Source organism: Chryseobacterium sp. A321 (assembly GCF_054489265.1).
Window position 1 is genome coordinate 2,025,757 of sequence record NZ_JBTMWZ010000001.1, and the last position, 23,547, is coordinate 2,049,303.

Consider the following 23,547-nt stretch of genomic DNA (forward strand, 5'->3'; position numbering starts at 1 on the left):
AAATGAATAAAAAAGCTTGCCCTGCAAGAACATAAATGCTGTGAGAAATGCACAAAAATACGGTAAACAAAAGAGTCTAAAATTGCAGGTTTTGGCAAAACGATGAGCTAAAATTAAATTCCTTACACAAACTATCATTACTTAAAGTAAAAATCAGTTAATTCTATTAATTAACTGATTTTTAATATTTTACTTTTGAGTACTTAAAGTATATTTTGGATTACTTTTTAAGTTTATTCCTTAAGTTTTTGATCATGTCGCTAGCCATTTCTTCAATGCCAAATTCATAGTGAAGTCCCCAATCCTCTTTCGAAGTACGGTCATCAATGGAAGCAGGCCAAGAGTCCGCAATCTCTTGTCGGAAATCAGGTTTGTAAGAAATCTCAAATTCAGGAATTTCTTTCTTGATCACCTCTGCAAGTTCCGCCGGTGTAAAGGACATCCCTCCGAGATTATAAGAAGTTCTCACGCTAAGGGATTCTTTTTCGGCTTGCATTAACTGAAGAGTAGCATTGATTGCATCGTCCATGTACAGCATGGGCATCGCCGTATCTTCTTTTATAAAGGACGTGTACTTTGCATTTTCAACCGCTTCGTAGAATATTTCTACTGCGTAATCTGTCGTTCCTCCTCCTGCTGGGGTTTTCCAAGAGATAAGACCTGGATACCGTATACTTCGTACATCCACTCCGTACTTGTCAAAATAATACTCACACCATTTCTCTCCTGCCAGTTTAGAAATTCCATAAACCGTGGTTGGATTGAGCACTACGTCTTGTCCTACGTCTGTTTTGGGAATTCCTTTTCCGAAAACAGCAATGGAACTCGGCCAAAATATCTTTTTAAGAAGTCCTTCTTTGGCCATTTCGCATAAATTAATGAGCGGCTCCAAATTGAGCTTCCACGCAAACAAAGGTTGTTTTTCGGAAGTTCCCGAGAGCAAGGATGCTAAATGGTATACGGTTGTGATTTCATATTCCTGGATCACTTGTCGCATGAGTTGGGTATTGGTCACGTCCATTCGCTCGTAAAAGCCTGCGGAGGTCAAATTTTTGTCGAATCGATCAAGACCAGAAGCGACTACATTTTCTTTTCCGTACAGGCTAACCAAACGGTTGGTAAGTTCTGTACCTATCTGACCTAAAGCGCCTGTAATAAGAATTTTTTCCTGCATCGGGGGATTAGTTTAATTGATTAGTTATTCTTACAAAAGTAGAAAATTACGCCCTATAAAAAAAGCAAAACCTTTCAAAGCCTTATGTAGGCGATGATTTCAACCCGATCTGTCCAGAAAAACCACTGCTTTTTGGATTTTGCCTTTTTTTAATACCTTTTTCAAACTTCTTCTTATCTTTATCCATCCGTTTCTCCTTAGAAGCGATTAAAAACGATTTGAATTCATGAAAAAATTACTTTTTCTCTTCACCCTTGTTTCTACTCTCGCCTTTGGACAGGCCACTGAGCATACGATCTACAAGGAAATCCATGTAAAAAACAAAGGGCTAGTCGTCTCCGCCCATCCGCTAGCAAGCGAAGTGGGAGCCAAAATCCTTCGAGAGGGAGGGAACGCATTCGATGCGTCCATTGCTACGCAACTGGCTCTTGCCGTAGTTTATCCTCAGGCGGGGAATCTTGGCGGCGGTGGTTTTTTGGTTGGAATGAAAAACACAGGTGAAAAATTCACAATTGATTTTCGAGAAACAGCGCCCGAAAAATCCACAAAGGACATGTATTTGGATTCAAGCGGAAATGCGGACACGAGCTTGTCTCAAGACGGAGGTCTAGCCATCGGCATTCCCGGTTCTGTTGCGGGTATGTTTGCAACCCTTCCCTATGGAAACTTGCCGATGGAAAAACTAATCGACCCTGCCATTGAACTTGCCGAAAAAGGATTTGCCATCACCAAAAGGGAAGCAGATTTACTCAATGCACATCGCGAGCAATTTATAAAACACAACTCTCATCCCATTGCTCTGGTGAAAAAAGAGCCTTGGAAGCCAGGCGACATTTTGATTCAGAAAAATCTAGCCACCACGTTAAAGTTAATAAAGAAAGAGGGAGCCAAAGGTTTTTATGAGGGAGCGACCGCTGAAAAGGTCGCAAAAGGAGTTCAGTTGCAAAAAGGAATATTATCTCTTGACGATCTGAAAAATTATAAAGTAGTCTTTAGAACTCCTTTGGAGTTCGACTATAAAGGATACTCAATACTCACCATGCCCCTGCCTTCTAGCGGCGGAATTCTTTTAGCTCAAATGCTAAGAATGAGCTCCTTTGCCCATTTAGATCAAATGGGTTTTCAATCGCCAGAAGCCATGCAGGTTATGATTGAAGCGCAGCGTCGCGCGTACGCAGACCGAGCAGAATTTATGGGGGATCCAGCTTTTGTCAAAGATCCCACCGAGCGTCTTATTTCACAGAGCTATCTGAAAGAACGATGGAAGTCGTTCAATCCCCTTTTGGCCACACCAAGTGCGGAGGTGGGAGAAATTATTAAGCAGCCTGCAGAAAGCACGGAAACCACGCATATCTCCATCCTCGATCGGGATCACAATGCCGTGTCTGTGACCACCACATTAAACGGACTTTATGGAAGCAAAGTCATCGCGCCAGGAACGGGGTTTCTACTCAATAATGAAATGGACGATTTCTCCATCAAACCCGGTGTTCCCAATATGTTTGGTGCTGTGGGAGGCGCAGCCAACGCGATTGAACCTGGCAAACGGATGCTTTCTTCTATGACACCCACTATCGTTTTAAAAGATAACAAACCCTTTTTAGTGGTAGGAACTCCCGGGGGCACTACAATACCCACTTCCGTGTACCAAACAATTGTCGGATTGATTGATTTTAAACTTTCTCCAAACCGCGCCGTAAATGCACCGAAATTCCACCACCAATGGTTACCCGAATCGGTGCAAGTAGAAAAAGGATTTAATACAGCGCCTTTAAAGGTTCTAGAATCCAAGAATTATGTATTTAAAACGGTCAACCAGATCGGCAGAACTGAAATCATAGCGGTACAAGAAGATGGAAGCGCCGTAGGGGTTGCTGACTCTCGAGGAGACGATTCCGTTTCACGAGAATAAAGGATTAAATCAGAATATTCAAACTCTGAGGCAAGACTTCAATCTCTATGGGTGAATTCAGTTCTACAAATTCGCCATCCATTTGAAAAACCGTGGTATCTAGGGAGAACTCCGCTTTTGATATGGGAACGTAGGTTAGATAGGAGTCTTGTTTCAAGGCTTTGGTAAACAATCGAAAAGCAAACAATAGGGTGTACGGTAATGGGAATTTCTTAACCAGTACGAGATCGACAAGACCATCGCTTTTGCTTGCTTTCGGCGCTATGTACGCGAAATTACCAAATTGCCGAGTATTAGCTAGATTGAGCATCATATATTCTCCACTGTATTTCACTAACTCCTTCGTATGGAAAACCACATGAATTGGGCGGTAATTGAAAAAAGTTTTAAGCGTGACTTTAATGTAATTTTTAAACCCTCGGGTTGTGTTTTCAAATTCTTTTGCAACGCGGGCATCTAATCCTGCTCCAGACACGTTGATCGACAAATATGGACCTATTTTAAAGGTATCAATTTTACGGCTCTTACGCGCCTTAAGTTTTTGCAAGAGCACCTCCAGGTTCGTATTAAAGTGTGTTTCATTCGAAAACCCATTGCCGGATCCTGCTGGAAACACCGCTAATATTTTAGAGGAGTGCACTAAACTTTTGGCCACTGACGCAATGGTGCCGTCCCCTCCGACGGCCACATACACGTCATACTGATCTTTCGTTTCCAAAATAAACTCAGCGGTCTTTTCGACCGACTCAGAAAGGTAGTAATGCAAAGGGTCTACCTTTGTTTTAAGCTTTTTGATAAACAATTCCGACTGCCTTTTGGCCGAAAACGGATTGATAATAAATACGGTGCGATCCATGGGTGGAAAGTACGATTTTTACTTGATATTTTTAAGTAAGATCAACCCTACTACTGAATTCCCATTCTCTCTTTAAACTCAGGAGTAAGAGCTGAAGAAATAGCCGCGTACGGAACCGTGATTGTTATGATGCCATACACATAGGCTGCAATCTCGTACTGGTTGTAGGTAAAGCTAAGTCCTTTCTCATCGAAGAAAAAATTCTTGTTGTAAGACAATTTCTCAGGCTCAAAGAAATTTTCTTTTCTTTCGTCCGCTTCTTTTAGAAGTATCTTGTTCCAATCTACTTTGTCGAGTGCCACGATGTCTTTTAATTCTACTCTTTTCTGATTTTCGATGTCGACCACTTTATACAAATCGTAGGCGTATCCATGCGCACCTCCTGTATACCCGTACCCCGTATAATGGACCGTAAGGTATCCGTTCTCATTTCCTACCACATTCATTTCAGAGACTCGATCCCAAACTTGACGAGAGCCGGGTCTAAAGTCCAAAACATCGGCTTTGGTCTGGGTATAATACTGACTTTTTCTTTCTTCTAGTAGGCTTTGTACTTCGGGTCTTGAATACGCGACATCCGGTGCAATGCTATCGTAAAGCTCTGATTTGTATAAGCTATCCAGGACAGGCTTATCAAGTCCTGTAAACACAAGTACTTTTTGCTTGAATTTCGCACTCACAGAATCACTCACATTGAGGGAGTCCATAGCGACAAGAGAATCGTAAGCAAACTCGATCCTTTGGTCCATGACAGCGAGAGTATCGCTGGCTTGATTGGTTTCACTGGTAGAAGTTTTCGTACAGGACACTAGGGCAATACCTAGTGCAAATGCGGAGATAAAGATTGATTTCATATTTATTTTTTATTTCGGTTTCCTTCTAAGTCATACAAATAATGCTCCAAAAAAATAAGGCTATTCGAATGAAAAAAAACAATGCTCTGCGCGAGGCAGAGCATTGTATTCAATCGTTTTAACATACAAGACAAAATCTTAGACGTCGATCTTTGCATATTTTGCATTTTTCTCGATAAACTCACGACGTGGAGGCACCTCATCTCCCATTAGCATAGAGAAGACGCGATCTGCTTCCCCCGCATTGTCAATGGTCACTTGTTTTAAAGTTCTAGATTCAGGATTCATTGTCGTATCCCAAAGTTGTTCTGCGTTCATTTCTCCAAGACCTTTGTATCGTTGTATATCTACTCCTTTCCCGTCTGGTGCTATCTCGAGGGTTCTTTCTTCCCTTTCTTTCTCATCCCAAGCATAATGCTTTTTGTTTCCTTTTTTAACGAGGTATAACGGTGGAGAAGCAATATACACATACCCATGTTCAATTAATTCTTTCATATAGCGGAAGAAGAAGGTCAGAATCAGGGTCGAAATATGCGCACCGTCGACATCGGCATCGGTCATGATCACCACTTTATGGTAACGAAGTTTGTTCAAATTCAGAGCTTTGCTATCTTCCTCAGTTCCTACAGAAACGCCTAACGCAGTATAAATGTTTTTAATCTCTTCGTTGTCGTACACTCTATGAAGCATCGATTTCTCCACATTTAAGATCTTCCCACGCAAAGGTAGAATCGCTTGAAAATGTCGGTCCCGACCCGCCTTGGCGGTTCCCCCTGCAGAATCTCCCTCGACAAGGAACAATTCAGAAATCACAGGATCTTTTGAAGAACAGTCCGCTAATTTCCCAGGCAGTCCAGATCCCCCCAAAGGAGATTTACGTTGAACCATTTCCCGAGCTTTCTTCGCAGCTTGCCTTGCTTTGGCTGCCAAAACTACTTTTTGGACAATTAGCTTGGCTTCGTTTGGATTTTCTTCAAGGAAATTGGTAAGCATTTCACCGACGATTTTATCCACCGCACCGGCCACCTCCGAGTTTCCTAATTTGGTTTTGGTTTGCCCTTCAAATTGAGGCTCCATCACCTTGACAGAAATAATTGCAGTAAGACCTTCTCTAAAGTCATCCCCTGTAATTTCTACCTTTTCTTTGGCAGGAAGTCCAAGTTCATCTGCAAACTTTTTAAGAGTTCTCGTAAGGGCTCTTCTAAACCCTGTAAGATGGGTTCCCCCCTCGTGGGTATTAATGTTGTTTACATAAGAGTGCAAGTTTTCATTAAAAGACGTGTTGTAACGCATGGCTACTTCCACAGGGATGTCATCTCTTGACCCTTCCATGAAAATCACACTGTCCATGATGGATTCACGGTTCCCATCGATGTATTCAACAAACTCTTTTAGCCCTCCTTCCGAATGAAAAATTTCGGATTTGTAACTGCCGTCTTCTAACTTCTCTCTTTGGTCGGTTAGCGTGATGGTAATTCCTCTATTTAAGAAAGCAAGCTCACGCAGACGCGTGGCTAGGGTATCGTAATTGTATTCTAATTCCTGAAAGATGGTATCGTCTGGCTGAAAAAACACAGTAGTTCCTGTATCGTCGGCCGTTCCAATTTCTTTTACATCCGCTAAGGCTTTACCTTGCGAATATTCTTGCTCGTATATCTTTCCGTCTCTGTGAACGGTGGCAATTAACTGGTTCGACAAAGCGTTCACACAAGAAACCCCTACTCCGTGAAGTCCTCCGGATACTTTGTAGGAATCTTTATCAAATTTCCCTCCGGCACCAATTTTAGTCATAACCACCTCTAAGGCGGATTTTTGCTCCTTTTCGTGAAAGTCTACAGGAATTCCTCGACCGTTGTCGGTCACGAGAACTCCATTCCCTTCATGAATCTCCACTTCAATTCGATCACAGTGTCCAGCTAGCGCCTCATCGATAGAGTTATCGACCACTTCATAAACCAAATGGTGTAGACCTCTTGCACCGACATCGCCGATGTACATCGAGGGTCTCATCCTCACGTGCTCCATCCCCTCAAGGGCTTGGATACTGCTTGCTGTATATTGTTTTTGACTCATATTCTATTTAAAAACCTAAATTTATTACTAAACTTTTTTCGTCTACTTCGCCTTTCATTTTCAAATGCAAAGACTAGCAAATTTACGAAAAATATTGCTTTTTTCAAAGGAAAATTAGACCTGAATAAGGCAATATCAAAACAAATGTGATAAAAGCAGTAGCCTCCTCTCAAGCTTTTCATTTTATAGGCCTCTTTCTTGTGCTTTTCAGATCCCAAATCCCTTACAAGTTGAAAAAAGGAACCTATCGTTTTTTCACCAATATCCTTTCAAATAGAAAAAAGAGATCACTACAAACAAAAACTGCTTCCCCAAGGAAGCAGTTCGTACTATTGATTTTATTTTAAACGAGAGTGGCTGTTAATACCTCTTCGATTTTTTCAATCTTAATGAGATTATTTTTGGTAAGCAGCTTGGTGGCTTTGTCCCATTTTTTACCTGACAATTGGCTTGCCACTTTAAGATCTTGCAAAGGTTGGCTTTCCGGTCCCTTTTTAAGAAGATCTAGAATGAGAGTTTCGTCCTCTCCTAGCTCTACGGTCGGGGTCACCTTTTCTGGTCTCATTTGTGGAAAGAATAGGACATCTTGAATCGATTGATTGTTTGTCAAAAACATAACGAGTCGGTCCATCCCAATTCCAAGTCCTGCCGTAGGAGGCATTCCATACTCGAGGGCTCTTAAGAAGTCCTGATCAATGAACATCGCCTCATCGTCTCCTCTTTCTAAAAGGGACAGCTGCTGTTCAAATCGTTCTCTTTGATCTATTGGGTCGTTTAGTTCCGAATAGGCATTGGCAAGTTCTTTTCCGCATACCATTAATTCAAAACGCTCGGTTAGCCCTTCTTTGAATCGGTGCTTTTTCGTAAGCGGCGACATCTCTACGGGATAATCTGTAATGAAGGTAGGCTGAATGAAATTCCCTTCGCATTTCTCGCCAAAAATCTCGTCAATTAATTTCCCTTTCCCCATGCTTTCGTCCACTTCAATCCCAATGGACTGAGCGAATTCACGAAGTTCTTGTTCACTTTTCCCTGTAATATCAAAACCTGTATATTTTAAAATTGCCTCCGTCATAGAAACTCTAGGGTAAGGTGCTTTCCAAGAAATTTGATGTTCACCAAAAGTGGACTGGGGTTCCCCATTCACTTCTGTAGCACAAAACTCTAGGAATTGCTCCGTAAAGTCCATCATCCAGTTGTAATCCTTGTAGGCCACGTAGATTTCCATAATGGTAAATTCTGGATTATGGGTTCTATCCATTCCTTCGTTCCGGAAATTCTTTGCAAACTCGTAAACCCCTTCAAAACCACCGACAATCAATCGCTTTAAATAGAGTTCATTCGCAATTCGTAAATACAGTGGAATATCTAGTGTATTGTGATGCGTCGTAAAAGGTCTTGCCGCAGCTCCTCCTGGAATCGCTTGCAATACCGGAGTCTCCACTTCAAAATAACCCGCCTTATTAAAGAAATAACGCATTGCGTTATACACTTTGGTTCGTTTTATAAAGACCTCTTTTACATGCGGATTTACGGTTAAATCCACGTAACGTTGGCGGTATCTAAGTTCTGGATCGTTAAATGCATCGTGCGTGACCCCATTTTCATCCGTTTTTGCTTGGGGTATAGGACGCAGTGCTTTAGCAAGAAGCGTAAATTCTTTCACCATCAGGGTCATTTCGCCTACTTGAGTTTTAAAAAGCTCTCCTTTAATCCCGATGATATCTCCAATATCAAGGAGATGTTTATAAACCTCATTGTACAAGGTTTTGTCTTCTCCTGGACAGATTTCGTCCCGATTGAAATAGACCTGAATTCTTCCTTCAGAATCTTGAAGTTCGGCAAAACTTGCCTTTCCTTGTATACGTCTAGACATTAATCGACCTGCTACACTCACAGAAAGACCCGGTTCAAAAGACTCCTTAATCTGTTTGGTAGAATGGGAGATTTTATATTCTGCAGCTGGGAATGCTTCGATTCCCATCGCACCTAGTTTTTGTAGTTTTTCACGTCGGATAATTTCCTGTTCTGATAATGACATAGTTAAGAATTTTGAGAATGCAAAAATAGGGAAAATTTACGGATGTCGAGTCGTTTAGACCGAAGTATCCACGCCTTAATTTCCCTTAAGAATTAAAATGAATTCCATGAGTCCTTTTGCCTCTTGCAATCTAATTCTTAGATTTGCTTCTATTTTTAAAAGTGAAAGTATTACTTATTGACAATTACGATAGCTTTACCTATAATCTCGCCCAGCTTATAGAAAGGATACTTGAGCAGCGAATTACCGTTGTGAAAAACGATGAATTAAGTTCACAGCTTATAAAAAAGTTCGATAAAATAGTGCTCTCCCCAGGACATGGAATCCCCTCAGAGGCCGGTTCACTTTTAGAGGTAATTAAAGAGTTTTATAAGGAAAAATCGATTCTAGGTGTTTGCCTAGGCATGCAGGCAATTGCGGAGAGTTTTGGGGGAAGTTTACGAAATGGGGAGAAAGTATACCATGGAATTTCAACCCAGATAAATATCACTAGGCAAGAAGCGAAACTTTATAAAAACCTATCCAATTCAATCCGTGTAGGACGTTACCATAGTTGGACAGTGGATCCCCATACCCTTCCTGAAGACTTAGAAATCACAGCCGAAGATGAGCACGGAACCCTTATGTCTTTGCAACACAAAAAATACGATTTACACGGCGTACAATACCATCCTGAAAGCATTCTCACCCCAGAAGGCAAAGCGATTGTGAGCAACTTCCTTCTCAATTCGTATTCATAGCATACTATAATTTTCATAAATTTGTTCCCAAAATAGCGAATATGACAACCCAAAATAAAGAACTTATCTTTCGAGACCTAGGAGTAATGGATTACCCTGATGCCTTCGAGTATCAAGAAACCCTCATGAAATCCATTATTGATTTAAAATTAAAAAACCGAGATCGCACCGACGGAATCCAGGAAACCACTCCAAACTATTTCCTTTTCGTGGAGCATCCTCATGTCTATACCCTTGGGAAAAGTGGCGATGAGCACAATATGCTGATTGACCAAGAAAAATTGAAGCAAATTAATGCCTCCTTCGTCCATACGAACCGTGGAGGTGATATCACCTACCATGGATTTGGTCAAATTGTGGGCTACCCTATTCTAGATCTTGACAATTTCAAATCGGATATCCATCTCTACATGCGCAATTTGGAAGAGGTCCTTATTCGGGTCATCGCAGAATACGGTTTAAAAGGAGAACGTAGCGAGGGAGAAACCGGAGTTTGGCTTGATGTGGGAAGACCGTTTGCTCGTAAAATCTGCGCAATGGGAGTGAAGACCTCCAAATGGGTCACCATGCATGGCTTTGCCCTCAATGTCAATACAGATTTGCGCTATTTCGAATACATCATTCCTTGCGGCATTAAAGACAAAGCCGTGACCTCTTTACAAAGAGAACTTGAGAAGGAATTTACCTTAGAGGAAATCGCGGAAGTTAAAGAAAAAATTCAAAAACATTTTAATGATGTTTTTGGGTCGGAATTCCTGCTTTACTCAGAGCAGCACTCAAAGTCAACTGAGATTTGATTGTATTTTTCTGAATCTTTCCAAAAAGACATTCCTTCCGATCCGCAATTTAAAGCAGGCCATAAAACTTCGATTTTCAGTGCCTGCTTCTTTTATTTTAAGAATGCGATACAGGAACTCCAGCGTTCATTTTTAGGCACCTTCTGCTCAAATCTCCAACTTTTTTTGCCTTCTATTTTTGAGAAGAAAAACCGTTTTTAAATTGAACTCTCCACGCCTACATCTATTGCAATTCCTTATTTCCGAATTGCTTCAAATTTAAAAATAAAGACAATCTTTTGTGAATTATTAATTTCACAATTTTTATAACTGAAAATTTATATATTTGTAAAATTCCAAAATCGAAAAAAATGGCAGAATACAAATTATTACTTCCAAGCATGGGCGAAGGCGTCATGGAAGCCACAATTATCACTTGGTTATTTAACGAAGGAGATCAAGTTGGAGAAGACGATTCCGTAGTGGAAATAGCGACGGATAAAGTGGACTCGGATGTCCCAACCCCCGTTTCAGGAAAAATAATCAAAATTCTTAAGCAGAAGGACGAAATCGCAAAGGTAGGCGAAGCCATTGCTATACTAGAAACCGAAGGAGGGAATTCCATCGAAGCAGAGCAAACGCAGGAGCAAAAACCGATCGAAGAGGTAAAAACGCAAATCCCAAGTTTAAATGAAGAAGAGATTAAGGAACTTGAAAAACCATTAAGTAGCGCTAAAAATACGGAAGGAAGCAAAGGACAATACCTGTCCCCTCTGGTAAAAGCCATAGCGGAACAAGAAAAAATAGAAGCAAGCGAACTTGAATCTGTGCAAGGAACAGGACTCGAGGGAAGAATTACAAAAGAAGATATTTTAAAGTACATTTCCACTCGAGGTGAAAAGAGAGCAGAATCGAAAGATTCCGCACCTAGTTCAGCACCAGCTGCCGCAAAAGCACCTGCAAGTCCAGTTGTGAAAACAGCCCCTATTCCCGTGGGCGCAGGAGATGAAATCATCCCTATGGACCGCGTTCGCAAGATCATCGCAGAGGCCATGGTAAATAGCAAACGTATTTCTCCACACGTCACGTCCTTTATTGAAACCGATGTAACAAACGTGGTGAAATGGAGAGCGAAAAACAAAGCCCTCTTTGAACAAAGAGAAGGAGAACGACTTACCTTTATGCCTATTTTCGTGAAGGCCATTGTGAAAGCCATTCAAGACTTCCCAATGATCAATGTTTCTGTGGATGGTGATAAAATCATTAAAAAGAAGAACATCAACATTGGTATGGCCACGGCCATGCCGGATGGGAATTTGATTGTTCCTGTCATTAAAAATGCAGATCAGCTGTCCTTGTCTGGACTAGCAAAAGCCATTAATGACCTTGCAAGCCGAGCTCGAGCTAAAAAGCTTAGACCTGAAGACACGCAGGGAGCCACTTATACCATTTCAAACGTCGGAAGTTTTGGAAACCTAATGGGAACCCCTATTATACCACAACCTCAAGTAGCGATTATGGCCATTGGTGCGATTGTGAAAAAACCAGCGGTCTTAGAAACTCCAGACGGAGATGTAATTGCGATTCGTCAATTAATGTTTATGTCGCACTCTTACGACCACCGTGTGGTAGATGGCTCTCTTGGAGGCCTATTCTTAAAGCACGTAAACGATTATTTAGAAAACTGGGATATGAATACGGAGGTTTAATCCCCTCTTATCCTTAAAGAATAAAAACCCTACTGCCTTTCCTAACCGTAAGGCAGTATCTCTTTCGCTTATCACCTTAGACTTCATTCTTATGTTAAACTTACGAGACGCAAAAAAAGAAGATTCCACTCTAATTTTCGAACTAATTAAAAAATTAGCACAGTATGAAAAGATGGAAAACGACGTGCGCACTTCGCCCGAAGAACTGGAAAAGCAATTGTTCGATTTCACGTATGCACATGTCATTATAGTAGAAGAAAACCAAATTGCAATTGGTTTCGCACTCTACTTTTTTAATTTCTCCACCTTTGTCGGCAAACCCGGTCTCTATTTAGAAGATTTATATATTGAACCGCAGCATCGAAACAAAGGCTACGGCAAGAAGGTTTTGAAAGAACTAGCCCAAAGAGCGAAAAACAAAGGGTGTGGACGTATGGAATGGTCCGTACTCAAATGGAACTCTCCTTCGATCGCCTTCTACAAATCCTTAGGTGCTTCTGCCATGGAAGAGTGGGATGTATATCGCCTAACGGAGTCTCAAATTGAGGATTTAGCGAAAATCTGATCCTTTACTCCCTCTCTCTTCCCTAAGTCTTACGCATAAAAGGTAAAAACCTGCGAAATAATTCATATTATGCAAAGAAACTTTGTGCGATTAAGAATTTATAACTAATTTTGCACCTCGAAATATTTATCAATTATATTAACATTATGAACAACTACGAAACTGTTTTCATTTTAACTCCCGTTCTATCTGATGCTCAGGTGGAGGAAGCAGTGAAAAAATTTGAAGACTTACTTAAGTCAAACAACTGCGAAATTGTAACCAGAGAAAACTGGGGACTTAAAAAATTAGCTTACCCGATCCAACTTAAAAAGAACGGGTTCTACACTTTGATCGAATTCAAAGGAGAAGGAACTGTAGTAGCAGATTTAGAAACTGCTTTCAAACGTGACGAAAGAGTAATTCGTTACCTTACTACAAAACTTGACAAGCATGCAATTGAATACGCCGTTACAAGAAGGGCTAAAAACAAATCTGCAAGAGCTTAATTTTTCACCCTTAAAAATCTATTACAATGGCAATTGACGACATGGCAAAACAAGCCTCCGCAGGAGGTGAATCAGAAGTTAAATTTTTAACTCCTGTTGATATCAATACGAAATCTGAAAAAAAATACTGTAGATTCAAAAAATTCGGAATCAAGCACGTAGATTATAAAGATGCAGATTTTCTTATTCAATTCGTAAACGAACAAGGTAAAATCTTACCAAGACGTTACACAGGTACTTCTTTAAAATACCAAAGAAAAGTATCTGCTGCAATCAAAAGAGCAAGACACTTAGCACTTATGCCATACGTGGTAGACATGCTTAAATAACATTAACAATTGTTGGTTGCATAGCGCACCTAACTTTAAAAACAAAAAGGACAACAATGGACATTATTCTAAAACAAGACGTTGAAAACTTAGGCCTTGAATTCGATATCGTATCGGTAAAACCAGGGTATGCAAGAAACTTCTTACTACCAAAAGGAGTCGCTTTACTAGCCACTCCAAAAAACAAAGCGACTCTAGCAGCTACGCTTGAATCTAGAAAAGAAGAAGAAGCAAAATTAGTTGCAGACGCTCAAGGTAAAATCGAACAATTGAAGAAAACTTCTCTTACGATCGAAACTAAAGTGGGATCGGGAGATAAATTATTCGGTTCAATCAACAACGCAAATCTTTCTGAAGAACTTGCTAAAAAAGGTGTTGAAATCGATAGAAAATACATCAAAATTCCTGGGAATACAATCAAAAGAACTGGTAAATTCAGCGCTTTAGTAAGATTGCACAGAGATGTTGAGTACAACTATGAATTCGACGTAATTTCTGATGCTCCGGTAGTCGTGGCTCCAAAAGCAGCGGAAAAACCAGCAAAAGCAAAAGAAACTGAAACAGAAGCAACAGAAGAAAAAGAAGCTTAATTAAAAGCTTACTTTATACCTAAAAATAGCCCGAGTTTTTAACTCGGGCTATTTTATTTTATTCAATATATCTCTATTTCGTATCTCTTATTGCGCTTTTCGGTGGATATAGCGAGAAAGTTTAATTCCCAAATCGGTCCACACAATATTTTGATTGCCGTTGCGCTTTAAATGAAAATCGGCTTCACTAATTTGAATTAAAATATCCTCAATGTTCGCACCGTGGATAAACTGTGAGAACTTTTCCCACTGAAAGGTTCCTTCGGTAATCTTCTGATAAACCAACTCCGAATTCCCATAATTCTGAAGCAAAGCAAGTCGAAAAGTGTCTGCACAATACTGCAAAAAGCGCAATTGCTTTTCGATCTTCCACTCTGCGATTTGACGTGCCCACAAAATCACATTCCGTAGCATCTCTGGTTTTTTTCTAACTTGAAATGCCTCTCTAACCCACTGGATAAACAGGGCCTCAAATTCGGATCCATTGTGCTGAGCATCCATCAGGTTTTGAAGCTCTCGCAAATTTCCTTGCGCTTTGAAAAGCAATGCCTCTCGCCGGGCATAATCCAGTGAACTGTGCGTCTCTAAATAGTTTGAAAGTGCACTGGATTCGATCGGTGGAATCTCCACGATTTGAGTCCTCGAGAGAATCGTGGGTAAGAAATCATCGAGAGATTCTGCCAACAGGAGTATATAGGTGTCTTTTGGAGGCTCTTCTAAAAACTTTAAAAATTTATTTGCAGCCTCCCTATTCATTCTCTCCGTTCCCCACACAATAAGGATCTTACTTCCTCCCTCTAAACTTTTCAGATTGAACTTTTCGATTTGGGCTTCCACTTCCTTCACGGAAATATAAAACTGTGCACTTTTGTCAAACTGCTCTATCCAATCAATATAATCCACATAGGGATTGGTTAGTATAACCTCACGAAATTCATTATACAAACGGCTACTTACCGTTTTATCCTTCTCTGAGAAAACAGGAAAACTAAAATGCAGATCCACATGATTGAGACTCTCCACCTTGGAGGCTCCGTTTTGCGTTTGACTTCCGAGGATCTCTCTTGCAAAAGCGAGAGCCAAAGCAAGGGTGCCATACCCCATCTTTCCTACAAACAGTTGCGCATGACTTACGCGTCCATCCTTTATGGAAGCGCGAAGTTGCTCAATGGTCTTTTGTTGACCTACAATATCTTCCCAATTCATTGGTTCAAATATACTGAAATCTCTTAAATCTAATCTCCCTAATTTCGCTCCAACTGCGCAAGTAGACGGCAAAAGAAAACTTTTGCACTTAACAAACTTTAACGGCGCTAAATTTTCAGATTTCAGTAATAATTAGGATATTTGCTTTCTGAACTTATATAACTAGAATGAAAAGAATTTTTGTACTGTCTTTCATAGCATTGGGAGCGAGCATTTCTGCACAAACCATCGGAAACACGCCGTATGCCGCTTTTGGAATTGGAGATATCAAATACGACAACACAATCGATATCGCCGCTATGGGAGGAATTTCCACCGCGTACATCAACGATTTCAACAACAAGTTTAATTTCTCAAACCCGGCAGCGAACGCAAATCTGGGACTTACCTCTTTCACTATCGAGGCGAGCAATGAGAATAACTACTTCAAGAGCAATTACCAAGACGGTAAATCCACGAAGCATTCGACTTATTTGTCTAATATTTCATTAGCCTTTCCGATTTCTCCGAAAGTGAAATTTGGACTAGGCTACCAACCTTACAGTTCTAAAAATTACGACATCTTAGTAAACACACCTCTAGAAAATGATGTCGTGCAAGCGAACCGCTTCCATGGTAAAGGAACCCTTTCTACTGTGCAAGCTGCCTTGTCTTACAACATTACAGATGCCTTCGCCCTTGGATTAAGAACCAACTATTATTTTGGGAAACTATACGACATTGAAGAGCTAACCTACTCGAATGCTGAGTTGATTAGTGGATTCGAAACCAGTAGCCGAATCAGTTCTTTTAACTTTACAGCGGGAACTACCTACCAGAAGAAATTAGAAAACGACAAAAAGATTACCGTTGGAGCCACCTATACCTTTGGTACGACCGGAGATTTACTAGCTAGGTACAAGAACAGCACCTACTACTATGCGGCTTCCGATGAGCATCTGAATGAATCCATCATTGAACAAAGAACAAGTAACGATACCAACCTATTACCTCAAGAAGCCTCCTTAGGACTTGGATACGGAAAAGATGGGAAATGGTTCTACAGTGGTCAGATCGACTACAAAAAAGGAGAAACCATTGATTTTGTCGGACATCCATTTGCTTACCAAGATTCTTACCGAGTATCTGCAGGGGGTTGGATTCTACCTAACTATAACAACTTTAGAAATTATTTCTCCCGTGTAACCTACCGATTTGGTGCTTACTACGAAAAAGGAGATTTAAGCCTATCTCCTCAAAATTCAACGAGCGCCACCAACGTTAATAAATTTGCGGTTACTGGCGGGATGTTCTTGCCTTTCGCCAATGCTAATGTGAACCGTTTAAACGGCATGGACGTAGGTGTGGAAATTGGAAAACGAGGAACAATGGACAACAACATGATCAGCCAAACCTTTGTTAACCTAAGAATCGGACTTAATTTTGCCGACAAGTGGTTCCAAAAAAGACAATACGATTAACCCATGTGCTTAGGCCTCGGGAAATACTCTAAAAATATAGCCATCCTCTTTGGGTGTGCTATATTTTTTATTCCTCAATCCTGCGACGAATCGATCGCAGAAACACCTGCCAAAAAAACTCCCAATTTTGCTTCCCAGATTCTCTACAATGCCGACATTGTTCGTAGAGACAGTGGCCAAATCAACCTTCGATTTAGAGCTCCAATCATCGAAAAATACGAATACATAGATTCTCCATACATTGAGGCGACCAAAGGAATTTACCTGGAATATTTTGATAAAAAAAACCCAAAGATACCGGGCAAAATATGGTCTGATTATGCTCGTTTTAACGAACTAAGACAGTTTTACACGGCAAAAGGAAATGTAAAAATCATCACCAGCGAAGGCCAAAGTTTTGCGATGCAATCTATTTACTGGGATCGGCGCAAGCAAAAAATGTACACCTCGGACACAGTTTACGTTTCCGACAAGGACGGCTCTATGCTTGTAGGAGCCAATGGAATGGTAGCCAAAGATGATTTCTCAGAATATACCTTTACAAACAATTCAGGAAGTTTCCCCGCAACGGAGATTCCCAAAGCAGGAAAATAGAGCTCTTTTTTCTTTAGTTCTTTAAATATCTTTAACTTGGGGTCTCAATCGCCCACAAGAATCACTAAAAGTAGCAAAGTGCAGCATTATTACGCCATCGGTCTTATGTCTGGTACAAGTCTTGACGGACTTGACCTATGCTATGCTCGATTTACCAAACCCTTCGATCTTCCTTGGGAATACGAAATCTTAAAAACGGCCACGCTTCCTTATTCGCCTACCTGGCAAACCCAATTAAAAAATGCCCTAAACTTGAATGCGGAATCTCTACTAGAACTTAATTCTAGATATGGATTTTATTTAGGAGAAAAAACAAAGGAGTTTCGCGAAAACCTAGGTGCAAGTCCAGTGGATTTGATCGCTTCGCACGGTCATACGGTTTTTCACCAGCCTCAACTCGGGTTCACGTATCAAATCGGTGAGGGCCGTGCAATCAAAGTGCTAAATCCTTTGCCCGTAGTGTATGATTTTAGAAGCCAGGATGTCCTTATGGGAGGGCAAGGAGCTCCCCTAGTCCCTATCGGAGATCAATTGCTTTTTCCTACCTACGATGCCTGTCTCAATCTTGGAGGGTTTTCAAACATTTCTTTTGTGCAAGAAAACAAACGGATTGCTTTTGATATAGGACCTTTAAACATAGTCCTAAATCATTTTGCAAACCTACTATCCAAACCCTACGATCCAGAAGGAAATATAGCACGAGAGGGCCAAATAAACTCTTCAATACTCGATCAGCTAAATGCGCTCGATTATTATCAAAAGAAAGGTCCTAAATCTTTAGGGAGGGAATGGGCAGAGAAAAACATTTTCCCTTTGCTTGTGGGTTTAAATCCAGAGAATGCAATCAGCACTTTTACAAAACATGCTGCCATGCAACTGTCTCAAGTTTTAAAGCAAAATGACTTGCAGAAGATTTTAATTACAGGAGGAGGAGCCTACAATCTCTATTTGCTAGAACAAACCGAGGCTTTCTCAGGCAAAACTCTCACCCTACCCCCTCGGGAGTTAGTTGAATTTAAAGAAGCATTAATCTTTGCCTTTATGGGGGTTTTAAGATTACGAGGCGAGAACAATGTCCTTTGTTCTGTCACCGGAAGTACAGAAGACCACAGCAGCGGACTTTTAATCTAGAAAAGGACCGTTCAAACCCACCGACTTATACTTGATGACTCAAACTAAAAAAGCACCCTTGCGGGTACTTTCTTATATCGGAATTAGAGCTTAAGTAAATCTAAGCGTTTCTTGCCTTACAATTGCTCTAATTTATCAGTCAAGGAATTAATGAAATTTTGAAGCGGTTTTTCCACCATCATCTTAATAAAAGGATTGAACTTCCCTTCAAAAAGCAATTGAACTTCTGTTTGGTTCTCATTTACAGCATTCATCATTCCATTCAGAGCAAAATCTAAACTAGAACTTGCCGATACCAAGGCTACTTTCTCCGGCGTCACCGAATCAATTTTAAGGGCAATTTCAGGCATTCCTTTTAATCCAAATTTAAAACCGTCTCCACGAGTTTCAAACTTTTGGAGTCCTTCGGGCATCAACTGCTCATAATCCGATGGGTTTTTAAGTAGCTCCATTAACTCATTAACGGATTTATTAATTGTAATTTTTCTTCCTTCTAGATTCATTTTTATATTTTTGCAAGATTAATTAAAAGCCTTGCAAATGTATAAAGTTTTTATCAACGAAAAAAGCCTTACTTTAAGTAGGTATCCCTATGACATTGAAAAAAACCTTAGGTTTGAAGGCTTTGCTACTCTTGAGATTGCAATTGATCTCCTCGAAAATACCTCCTGCCCCGAAATTAATGTTTACGGAGAAGATTTAGAAGAAATTTGGGAAGATTTCACCCACATGTTCAAAGTCATTGAAGCTGCAGGTGGACTGGTGAAAAACCAACGCGAGGAAATTCTCTGCATCCATAGACTCGGAAAATGGGATCTACCAAAAGGGAAAATTGAAAAAGGAGAATCCTTGGAACAAGCGGCACTTCGGGAAGTAGAGGAAGAAACCTCTTTGCAAGAACTCGTGCTCGAAGAGTTTATTAACAGTACGTTTCACACCTATACTGAACGTTCGGGTACTCGCATCTTAAAAACCACCTATTGGTTTCATATGAGTTATCTCGGCAGTAAGTCCCCTATTCCACAAGCTGAAGAAGGCATTACCAAAGCAGAGTGGAAATCGCAAAAAGAACTCCTGAGTGAGGTCGTTCCTAGTACATTTAAAAACATTGAGTTAATCCTGACTCAGGGTGGGATACTACCCGATCCTACGCTACAATAAAGGTATTAATTTTTCGAGTGCCACTCCTCTCGATCCTTTTAATAGGATCGCATCCGCTTTGATAGGATTAGATTCAAGCCATGTGGCCAGCTCTGAAGTGCTTAAAAATCCGTTGGGATTTACTTTGCTAAACTCACGGCCGACCGTGAGAACCTGCTGAAAAGAAAGGCTCTTGACGAATTCTAAAATCTCCTTATGTTCCTTCTCACTTTCGCGGCCTAACTCTAGCATGTCTCCAATGATAATGGCTTTCGAGCCTTCAAAGGATTTAAAGTTTTCCAGGGCTACTTTCATACTGCTCGGGTTTGCATTGTACGTGTCAAGGACGAGGGTTCGATCTTCCTTTTTCACCACCTGAGATCTCATATTGGAAGGCTCATAGGATTCAATCGCAGTAGAAATCTGCTCAAACTTAATTCCAAAATAAAGCCCTAAAGTGACAGCTGCACTTAGATTTGAGAAGTTATAATCTCCCGTGAGTTTTGACAGAAATTGCATTTGCTTATACTTAAGTCCTATAAAATGATCTTGAACCACTTTTTCAAAACGGTACTCTTTCTCTTGGGAACCAAACCTTAAAAGCGAAGTATAGCCATTAGACTTCTCAACTTGAATAGAATCGTCCGTATTGATCACGAGTAGACCTCCATTTTCTTTAATATAAGTATAGAGTTCACTCTTTCCTTCAATTACGCCCTCAAAGCCCCCAAAGCCTTCTAAATGCGCTTTCCCGAAATTAGTAATGTATCCAATGGTTGGTTTTGAAAGCGTGCATAAAAATTCAATTTCACGTTTGTGATTTGCCCCCATTTCGACCACGGCTATTTCGTGCTCGTCTCGAATAGACAAAAGAGTAAGGGGAACTCCAATGTGATTGTTGAGATTTCCTTTTGTATACTGCACATTAAATTTCATTTGAAGTACAGAACTTAAAAGTTCCTTAGAGGTCGTTTTCCCATTGCTCCCTGTAAGTCCAATAATAGGAATTGACAATTGCTCTCTATGGTATAGAGCTAAATCCTGCAAAAATTGAAGGGTACTGTTTGCATAAAACACCTGGTTTTCTGCATCTTCATACTGCTTCCGCTCCACAATAACACCGAGTGCTCCTTTCTTAATCGCATTTGCTGCTTCCTTTCCCGCATCGTAGTTTTCACCAGAAAATGCAAAAAAGAGATCTCCTTTCTCCACCGTACGACTATCGATTGTCACCTTCTCACACTGCTTAAAAAGACTATAAAACTCCTGTACATTCATAGGTCAAAAATACTTAACTTCCCTTAAATACGAAACCCCCAACTTAAATTCTCCCTAAAATAAAAAAGGCATTAAATCGGGTTTGATTTAATGCCTTTATATAAGAGTAAATTGTACTACGAATTCTTAAGCGCTTCCGCTCCCGATACAATTTCTAAAATTTCATTGGTAATTGCAGCTTGTCTTGCCTTGTTGTAATAAATCACAAGGTCATTTTTCAAGGACTGCGCGTTGTCCGTCGCTTTGTGCATGGCCGTCATTCGGGCTCCGTGCTCAGAGGCTAAGGAATCCAAAATCGCTTTGAAAAGTTGAGTTTTAATCGATCTAGGGATTAGATTGTCCAAAATCTCACTTTTATTTGGCTCAAAGATATAATCGGTTTCGCTCTCTCCTTCTTCACTAACTTCTGGCATGGAGATAGGTAGAAGTTGCTCGGTTTGCACCACTTGAGTGGCTGCATTCACGAACTGATTGTACACAATGTGCACTTCATCAAAATTCCCTTCGAGGAATTCATTCATGACCACTTCCGCTACCCCTGCAACCGAATCAAAACTCAAATGATCCAAAAGCGGGCTTTGGTTGTCGAAAACTTTTTTAGAATTCCGAACGGAATCGTATACCTTTTTACCAATTGCAAGGATTTCGATTTCTTTCGATGCATTCCTAGTTAGTAAACTATTTAGCTCTTTGATAATCGAAGAGTTAAACGCACCTGCAAGTCCTTTGTTCGAAGTAATGGGAATATAAAGAATTCGTTTCACCTCACGTGACTGTGCATACACAGAAATCTGATCGGGATCCGAACTTGAATTTACATTCTCAATAATCTCCTGTAATTTTTGCGAAAAAGGTCTAAGCATTACAATAGCATCCTGAGCTCTTTTAAGCTTAGAGGCTGCCACCATTTTCATGGCGCTTGTAATTTGCATTGTAGACGAGATCGAAGTAATTCGCCCTCTAATTTCCTTTAAGTTTGCCATTCTTTTGTTAAATGGTTAATATAAGTTAAGGCTCAGGCATCGATACGATACCTGAGTCCATAAATTTAGTATTTTGAAGCGATATCCGCTGCGGCTTGTTTTAAAACACCGGTAATTTGATCGTCAATCTTTCCTGACTTGATTGCAGCCATCGTATCTGGGTGCTTCGTTTTAAGAAATTCAACATAATCGGTCATGAATTCTTTCACTTTTCTTACAGGTACATTACGAAGTAAGTTCTCTGTCCCCGCATAGATCATAGCTACTTGGTTTTCCACAGGAAGTGGAGAGTTCACAGGTTGCTTTAATACTTCTACGTTCTTTTCTCCTTTTGAAATAACCGCTTGGGTTACTGCATCTAGATCAGAACCAAATTTAGCAAATGCCTCAAGCTCTTTGTACTGAGCTTGGTCTAGTTTCAAAGTACCTGATACTTTTTTCATGGCTTTAATCTGCGCATTCCCTCCTACACGAGATACGGAGATCCCTACGTTAATTGCAGGACGAACCCCAGAGTTGAATAAATCCGACTCAAGGAAGATCTGTCCGTCTGTAATAGAAATTACGTTCGTAGGAATATAAGCAGAAACGTCTCCGGCTTGGGTTTCAATAATTGGAAGTGCTGTAAGCGATCCTCCTCCTTTCACTAACGGCTTAAGCGCTTCTGGAAGGTCGTTCATTTGCTTCGCAATTTGATCGTCCTTAATTACTTTTGCAGCTCTCTCAAGAAGTCTTGAGTGAAGGTAGAATACGTCCCCAGGATAAGCTTCACGTCCCGGTGGTCTTCTAAGTAGAAGAGAAAGCTCACGGTAAGCAACCGCTTGTTTCGATAAATCATCATAAACAATTAATGCAGGTCTACCGGTGTCTCTGAAGAACTCACCGATTGCAGCTCCTGCCATTGGGGCATAAACTTGCATAGGTGCAGGATCAGAAGCGTTTGCAGCTACAACGACCGTGTAGGCCATGGCTCCTCTGTCTTCAAGAGTTTTTACAATCTGTGCTACCGTCGATCCTTTTTGACCAATCGCCACATAGATACAGTATACAGGCTCACCCGCGTCAAAAAATTCTTTTTGATTTATAATCGTATCAATGGCAACCGTGGTTTTACCCGTTTGACGGTCTCCAATGATAAGTTCTCTTTGTCCTCTTCCGATTGGAATCATGGAGTCAATTGCGACGATTCCTGTTTGAAGTGGTTCGTTTACCGGCTGGCGATAAATTACCCCTGGCGCTTTTCTTTCTAATGGCAATTCGTACAATTCACCGCCGATTGGGCCTTTCCCATCAATTGGGTTCCCTAAGGTATCTACGACTCTCCCTAGCATTCCTTCACCTACCTTAATAGATGAGATACGCTGAGTTCTTTTCACAGTGTCCCCTTCTTTCACTAGTTTAGATTCGCCTAACAAAGCTACCCCAACGTTATCGTCTTCAAGGTTAAGTACAATGCCTTCGACTCCTCCTTCAAATTTCACTAGCTCACCGTATTGTACGTTTTCAAGTCCGTATACACGAGCAATACCATCCCCAATGGTTAGAACGGTTCCCACCTCTTCTACATTGGATTGAGTATCAAAATTTGCTAATTGTTGTTTCAAAATTGCTGAAACTTCAGCCGGATTTATTTGTGCCATTTTATGGT

22 protein-coding genes are annotated in these 23,547 nt (G+C 40.6%); 12 read left to right on the forward strand and 10 right to left on the reverse strand.

What is annotated here, in order from left to right:
• Positions 1-220: 220 nt before the first annotated feature.
• Positions 221-1,174: an NAD-dependent epimerase/dehydratase family protein gene (locus ACX3PZ_RS09460; protein WP_459084178.1), complete on the reverse strand. Its 954-nt coding sequence runs from the start codon at positions 1,172-1,174 to the stop codon at positions 221-223.
• A gap of 226 nt (positions 1,175-1,400) precedes the next feature.
• Between ACX3PZ_RS09460 and ggt the strand changes: the two genes are divergently transcribed.
• Positions 1,401-3,086, forward strand: a complete 1,686-nt coding sequence (gene ggt, locus ACX3PZ_RS09465) for a gamma-glutamyltransferase (RefSeq protein ID WP_459112632.1) — start codon at positions 1,401-1,403, stop codon at positions 3,084-3,086.
• Positions 3,087-3,090: 4 nt separating this feature from the next.
• Here the strand turns inward: ggt and ACX3PZ_RS09470 are convergent, their stop codons facing one another.
• From ACX3PZ_RS09470 to lysS, 4 genes are all read right to left on the reverse strand, one after another.
• Entirely contained in the window at positions 3,091-3,942 is an 852-nt protein-coding gene (locus tag ACX3PZ_RS09470) for a diacylglycerol/lipid kinase family protein (protein ID WP_459112633.1), read from the reverse strand.
• A 50-nt stretch (positions 3,943-3,992) separates the two neighbouring features.
• A complete protein-coding gene (locus ACX3PZ_RS09475) occupies positions 3,993-4,796 on the reverse strand; it encodes an RsiV family protein (protein ID WP_459112634.1) in 804 nt (267 codons plus the stop codon).
• Between the two features lie 138 nt (positions 4,797-4,934).
• Entirely contained in the window at positions 4,935-6,869 is a 1,935-nt protein-coding gene (gene gyrB / locus ACX3PZ_RS09480; RefSeq protein WP_459084182.1) for a DNA topoisomerase (ATP-hydrolyzing) subunit B, read from the reverse strand.
• A gap of 343 nt (positions 6,870-7,212) precedes the next feature.
• Positions 7,213-8,910 (reverse strand): lysine--tRNA ligase, encoded by a 1,698-nt coding sequence (gene lysS, locus ACX3PZ_RS09485; protein WP_459112635.1) that lies wholly within the window; start codon positions 8,908-8,910, stop codon positions 7,213-7,215.
• 161 nt (positions 8,911-9,071) lie between these two features.
• Here lysS and ACX3PZ_RS09490 point away from each other — a divergent pair, with 161 nt between their 5' ends.
• The 7 genes from ACX3PZ_RS09490 to rplI all read left to right on the forward strand — a co-directional run bounded on the left by ACX3PZ_RS09490 (position 9,072) and on the right by rplI (position 14,107).
• Positions 9,072-9,650, forward strand: coding sequence for an anthranilate synthase component II (locus ACX3PZ_RS09490; RefSeq protein ID WP_459112636.1), 579 nt, complete (start codon positions 9,072-9,074; stop codon positions 9,648-9,650).
• Positions 9,651-9,691: 41 nt separating this feature from the next.
• Positions 9,692-10,447, forward strand: coding sequence for a lipoyl(octanoyl) transferase LipB (gene lipB, locus ACX3PZ_RS09495; protein ID WP_459112637.1), 756 nt, complete (start codon positions 9,692-9,694; stop codon positions 10,445-10,447).
• Between the two features lie 350 nt (positions 10,448-10,797).
• On the forward strand, positions 10,798-12,135 hold the full coding sequence (locus ACX3PZ_RS09500; RefSeq protein WP_459112638.1) for a dihydrolipoamide acetyltransferase family protein: 1,338 nt from the start codon (positions 10,798-10,800) through the stop codon (positions 12,133-12,135).
• 91 nt (positions 12,136-12,226) lie between these two features.
• Positions 12,227-12,700 (forward strand): GNAT family N-acetyltransferase, encoded by a 474-nt coding sequence (locus ACX3PZ_RS09505; RefSeq protein WP_459112639.1) that lies wholly within the window; start codon positions 12,227-12,229, stop codon positions 12,698-12,700.
• 146 nt (positions 12,701-12,846) lie between these two features.
• Positions 12,847-13,188, forward strand: a complete 342-nt coding sequence (rpsF, locus tag ACX3PZ_RS09510) for a 30S ribosomal protein S6 (RefSeq protein WP_459084188.1) — start codon at positions 12,847-12,849, stop codon at positions 13,186-13,188.
• A gap of 26 nt (positions 13,189-13,214) precedes the next feature.
• Entirely contained in the window at positions 13,215-13,517 is a 303-nt protein-coding gene (gene rpsR / locus ACX3PZ_RS09515) for a 30S ribosomal protein S18 (protein WP_459084190.1), read from the forward strand.
• Between the two features lie 56 nt (positions 13,518-13,573).
• On the forward strand, positions 13,574-14,107 hold the full coding sequence (rplI, locus tag ACX3PZ_RS09520) for a 50S ribosomal protein L9 (RefSeq protein ID WP_459084191.1): 534 nt from the start codon (positions 13,574-13,576) through the stop codon (positions 14,105-14,107).
• Between the two features lie 87 nt (positions 14,108-14,194).
• Here rplI and ACX3PZ_RS09525 read toward each other — a convergent pair whose 3' ends face one another.
• Positions 14,195-15,313 carry a DNA polymerase III subunit gene (locus ACX3PZ_RS09525; protein ID WP_459112640.1) on the reverse strand — a complete coding sequence of 373 codons (1,119 nt, stop codon included), beginning with the start codon at positions 15,311-15,313 and terminating at the stop codon, positions 14,195-14,197.
• A gap of 167 nt (positions 15,314-15,480) precedes the next feature.
• Here ACX3PZ_RS09525 and ACX3PZ_RS09530 point away from each other — a divergent pair, with 167 nt between their 5' ends.
• The 3 genes from ACX3PZ_RS09530 to ACX3PZ_RS09540 all read left to right on the forward strand — a co-directional run bounded on the left by ACX3PZ_RS09530 (position 15,481) and on the right by ACX3PZ_RS09540 (position 18,498).
• Positions 15,481-16,773 carry a hypothetical protein gene (locus ACX3PZ_RS09530; protein WP_459084193.1) on the forward strand — a complete coding sequence of 431 codons (1,293 nt, stop codon included), beginning with the start codon at positions 15,481-15,483 and terminating at the stop codon, positions 16,771-16,773.
• 3 nt (positions 16,774-16,776) lie between these two features.
• On the forward strand, positions 16,777-17,367 hold the full coding sequence (locus ACX3PZ_RS09535) for an LPS export ABC transporter periplasmic protein LptC (RefSeq protein ID WP_459084194.1): 591 nt from the start codon (positions 16,777-16,779) through the stop codon (positions 17,365-17,367).
• A 78-nt stretch (positions 17,368-17,445) separates the two neighbouring features.
• On the forward strand, positions 17,446-18,498 hold the full coding sequence (locus ACX3PZ_RS09540) for an anhydro-N-acetylmuramic acid kinase (protein WP_459084196.1): 1,053 nt from the start codon (positions 17,446-17,448) through the stop codon (positions 18,496-18,498).
• A gap of 116 nt (positions 18,499-18,614) precedes the next feature.
• Here ACX3PZ_RS09540 and ACX3PZ_RS09545 read toward each other — a convergent pair whose 3' ends face one another.
• Positions 18,615-19,001 carry an SRPBCC family protein gene (locus ACX3PZ_RS09545; protein ID WP_459084198.1) on the reverse strand — a complete coding sequence of 129 codons (387 nt, stop codon included), beginning with the start codon at positions 18,999-19,001 and terminating at the stop codon, positions 18,615-18,617.
• Between the two features lie 37 nt (positions 19,002-19,038).
• On the opposite strand from ACX3PZ_RS09545, the gene ACX3PZ_RS09550 reads away from it, so the two are divergent.
• Positions 19,039-19,659, forward strand: a complete 621-nt coding sequence (locus ACX3PZ_RS09550; RefSeq protein ID WP_459084199.1) for an NUDIX hydrolase — start codon at positions 19,039-19,041, stop codon at positions 19,657-19,659.
• Here ACX3PZ_RS09550 and ACX3PZ_RS09555 read toward each other — a convergent pair.
• The 3 genes from ACX3PZ_RS09555 to atpA all read right to left on the reverse strand — a co-directional run bounded on the left by ACX3PZ_RS09555 (position 19,651) and on the right by atpA (position 23,539).
• Positions 19,651-20,916 carry a UDP-N-acetylmuramoyl-tripeptide--D-alanyl-D-alanine ligase gene (locus ACX3PZ_RS09555; protein ID WP_459112641.1) on the reverse strand — a complete coding sequence of 422 codons (1,266 nt, stop codon included), beginning with the start codon at positions 20,914-20,916 and terminating at the stop codon, positions 19,651-19,653. The genes ACX3PZ_RS09550 and ACX3PZ_RS09555 overlap by 9 nt on opposite strands.
• 116 nt (positions 20,917-21,032) lie before the next feature.
• Positions 21,033-21,899, reverse strand: a complete 867-nt coding sequence (atpG, locus tag ACX3PZ_RS09560; protein WP_459084202.1) for an ATP synthase F1 subunit gamma — start codon at positions 21,897-21,899, stop codon at positions 21,033-21,035.
• 65 nt (positions 21,900-21,964) lie between these two features.
• Entirely contained in the window at positions 21,965-23,539 is a 1,575-nt protein-coding gene (gene atpA / locus ACX3PZ_RS09565; RefSeq protein WP_459084204.1) for a F0F1 ATP synthase subunit alpha, read from the reverse strand.
• Positions 23,540-23,547: the final 8 nt, after the last annotated feature.

Bases quoted from the DNA above. Each gene is read 5' to 3' on its own strand.
- ACX3PZ_RS09460 (WP_459084178.1), bottom strand. From the start codon at position 1,174: ATGCAGGAAAAAATTCTTATTACAGGCGCTTTAGGTCAGATAGGTACA.
- ggt (WP_459112632.1), top strand. From the start codon at position 1,401: ATGAAAAAATTACTTTTTCTCTTCACCCTTGTTTCTACTCTCGCCTTT.
- ACX3PZ_RS09470 (WP_459112633.1), bottom strand. From the start codon at position 3,942: ATGGATCGCACCGTATTTATTATCAATCCGTTTTCGGCCAAAAGGCAG.
- ACX3PZ_RS09475 (WP_459112634.1), bottom strand. From the start codon at position 4,796: ATGAAATCAATCTTTATCTCCGCATTTGCACTAGGTATTGCCCTAGTG.
- gyrB (WP_459084182.1), bottom strand. From the start codon at position 6,869: ATGAGTCAAAAACAATATACAGCAAGCAGTATCCAAGCCCTTGAGGGG.
- lysS (WP_459112635.1), bottom strand. From the start codon at position 8,910: ATGTCATTATCAGAACAGGAAATTATCCGACGTGAAAAACTACAAAAA.
- lipB (WP_459112637.1), top strand. From the start codon at position 9,692: ATGACAACCCAAAATAAAGAACTTATCTTTCGAGACCTAGGAGTAATG.
- ACX3PZ_RS09500 (WP_459112638.1), top strand. From the start codon at position 10,798: ATGGCAGAATACAAATTATTACTTCCAAGCATGGGCGAAGGCGTCATG.
- ACX3PZ_RS09505 (WP_459112639.1), top strand. From the start codon at position 12,227: ATGTTAAACTTACGAGACGCAAAAAAAGAAGATTCCACTCTAATTTTC.
- rpsF (WP_459084188.1), top strand. From the start codon at position 12,847: ATGAACAACTACGAAACTGTTTTCATTTTAACTCCCGTTCTATCTGAT.
- rpsR (WP_459084190.1), top strand. From the start codon at position 13,215: ATGGCAATTGACGACATGGCAAAACAAGCCTCCGCAGGAGGTGAATCA.
- rplI (WP_459084191.1), top strand. From the start codon at position 13,574: ATGGACATTATTCTAAAACAAGACGTTGAAAACTTAGGCCTTGAATTC.
- ACX3PZ_RS09525 (WP_459112640.1), bottom strand. From the start codon at position 15,313: ATGAATTGGGAAGATATTGTAGGTCAACAAAAGACCATTGAGCAACTT.
- ACX3PZ_RS09530 (WP_459084193.1), top strand. From the start codon at position 15,481: ATGAAAAGAATTTTTGTACTGTCTTTCATAGCATTGGGAGCGAGCATT.
- ACX3PZ_RS09535 (WP_459084194.1), top strand. From the start codon at position 16,777: ATGTGCTTAGGCCTCGGGAAATACTCTAAAAATATAGCCATCCTCTTT.
- ACX3PZ_RS09545 (WP_459084198.1), bottom strand. From the start codon at position 19,001: ATGAATCTAGAAGGAAGAAAAATTACAATTAATAAATCCGTTAATGAG.
- ACX3PZ_RS09550 (WP_459084199.1), top strand. From the start codon at position 19,039: ATGTATAAAGTTTTTATCAACGAAAAAAGCCTTACTTTAAGTAGGTAT.
- ACX3PZ_RS09555 (WP_459112641.1), bottom strand. From the start codon at position 20,916: ATGAATGTACAGGAGTTTTATAGTCTTTTTAAGCAGTGTGAGAAGGTG.
- atpG (WP_459084202.1), bottom strand. From the start codon at position 21,899: ATGGCAAACTTAAAGGAAATTAGAGGGCGAATTACTTCGATCTCGTCT.
- atpA (WP_459084204.1), bottom strand. From the start codon at position 23,539: ATGGCACAAATAAATCCGGCTGAAGTTTCAGCAATTTTGAAACAACAA.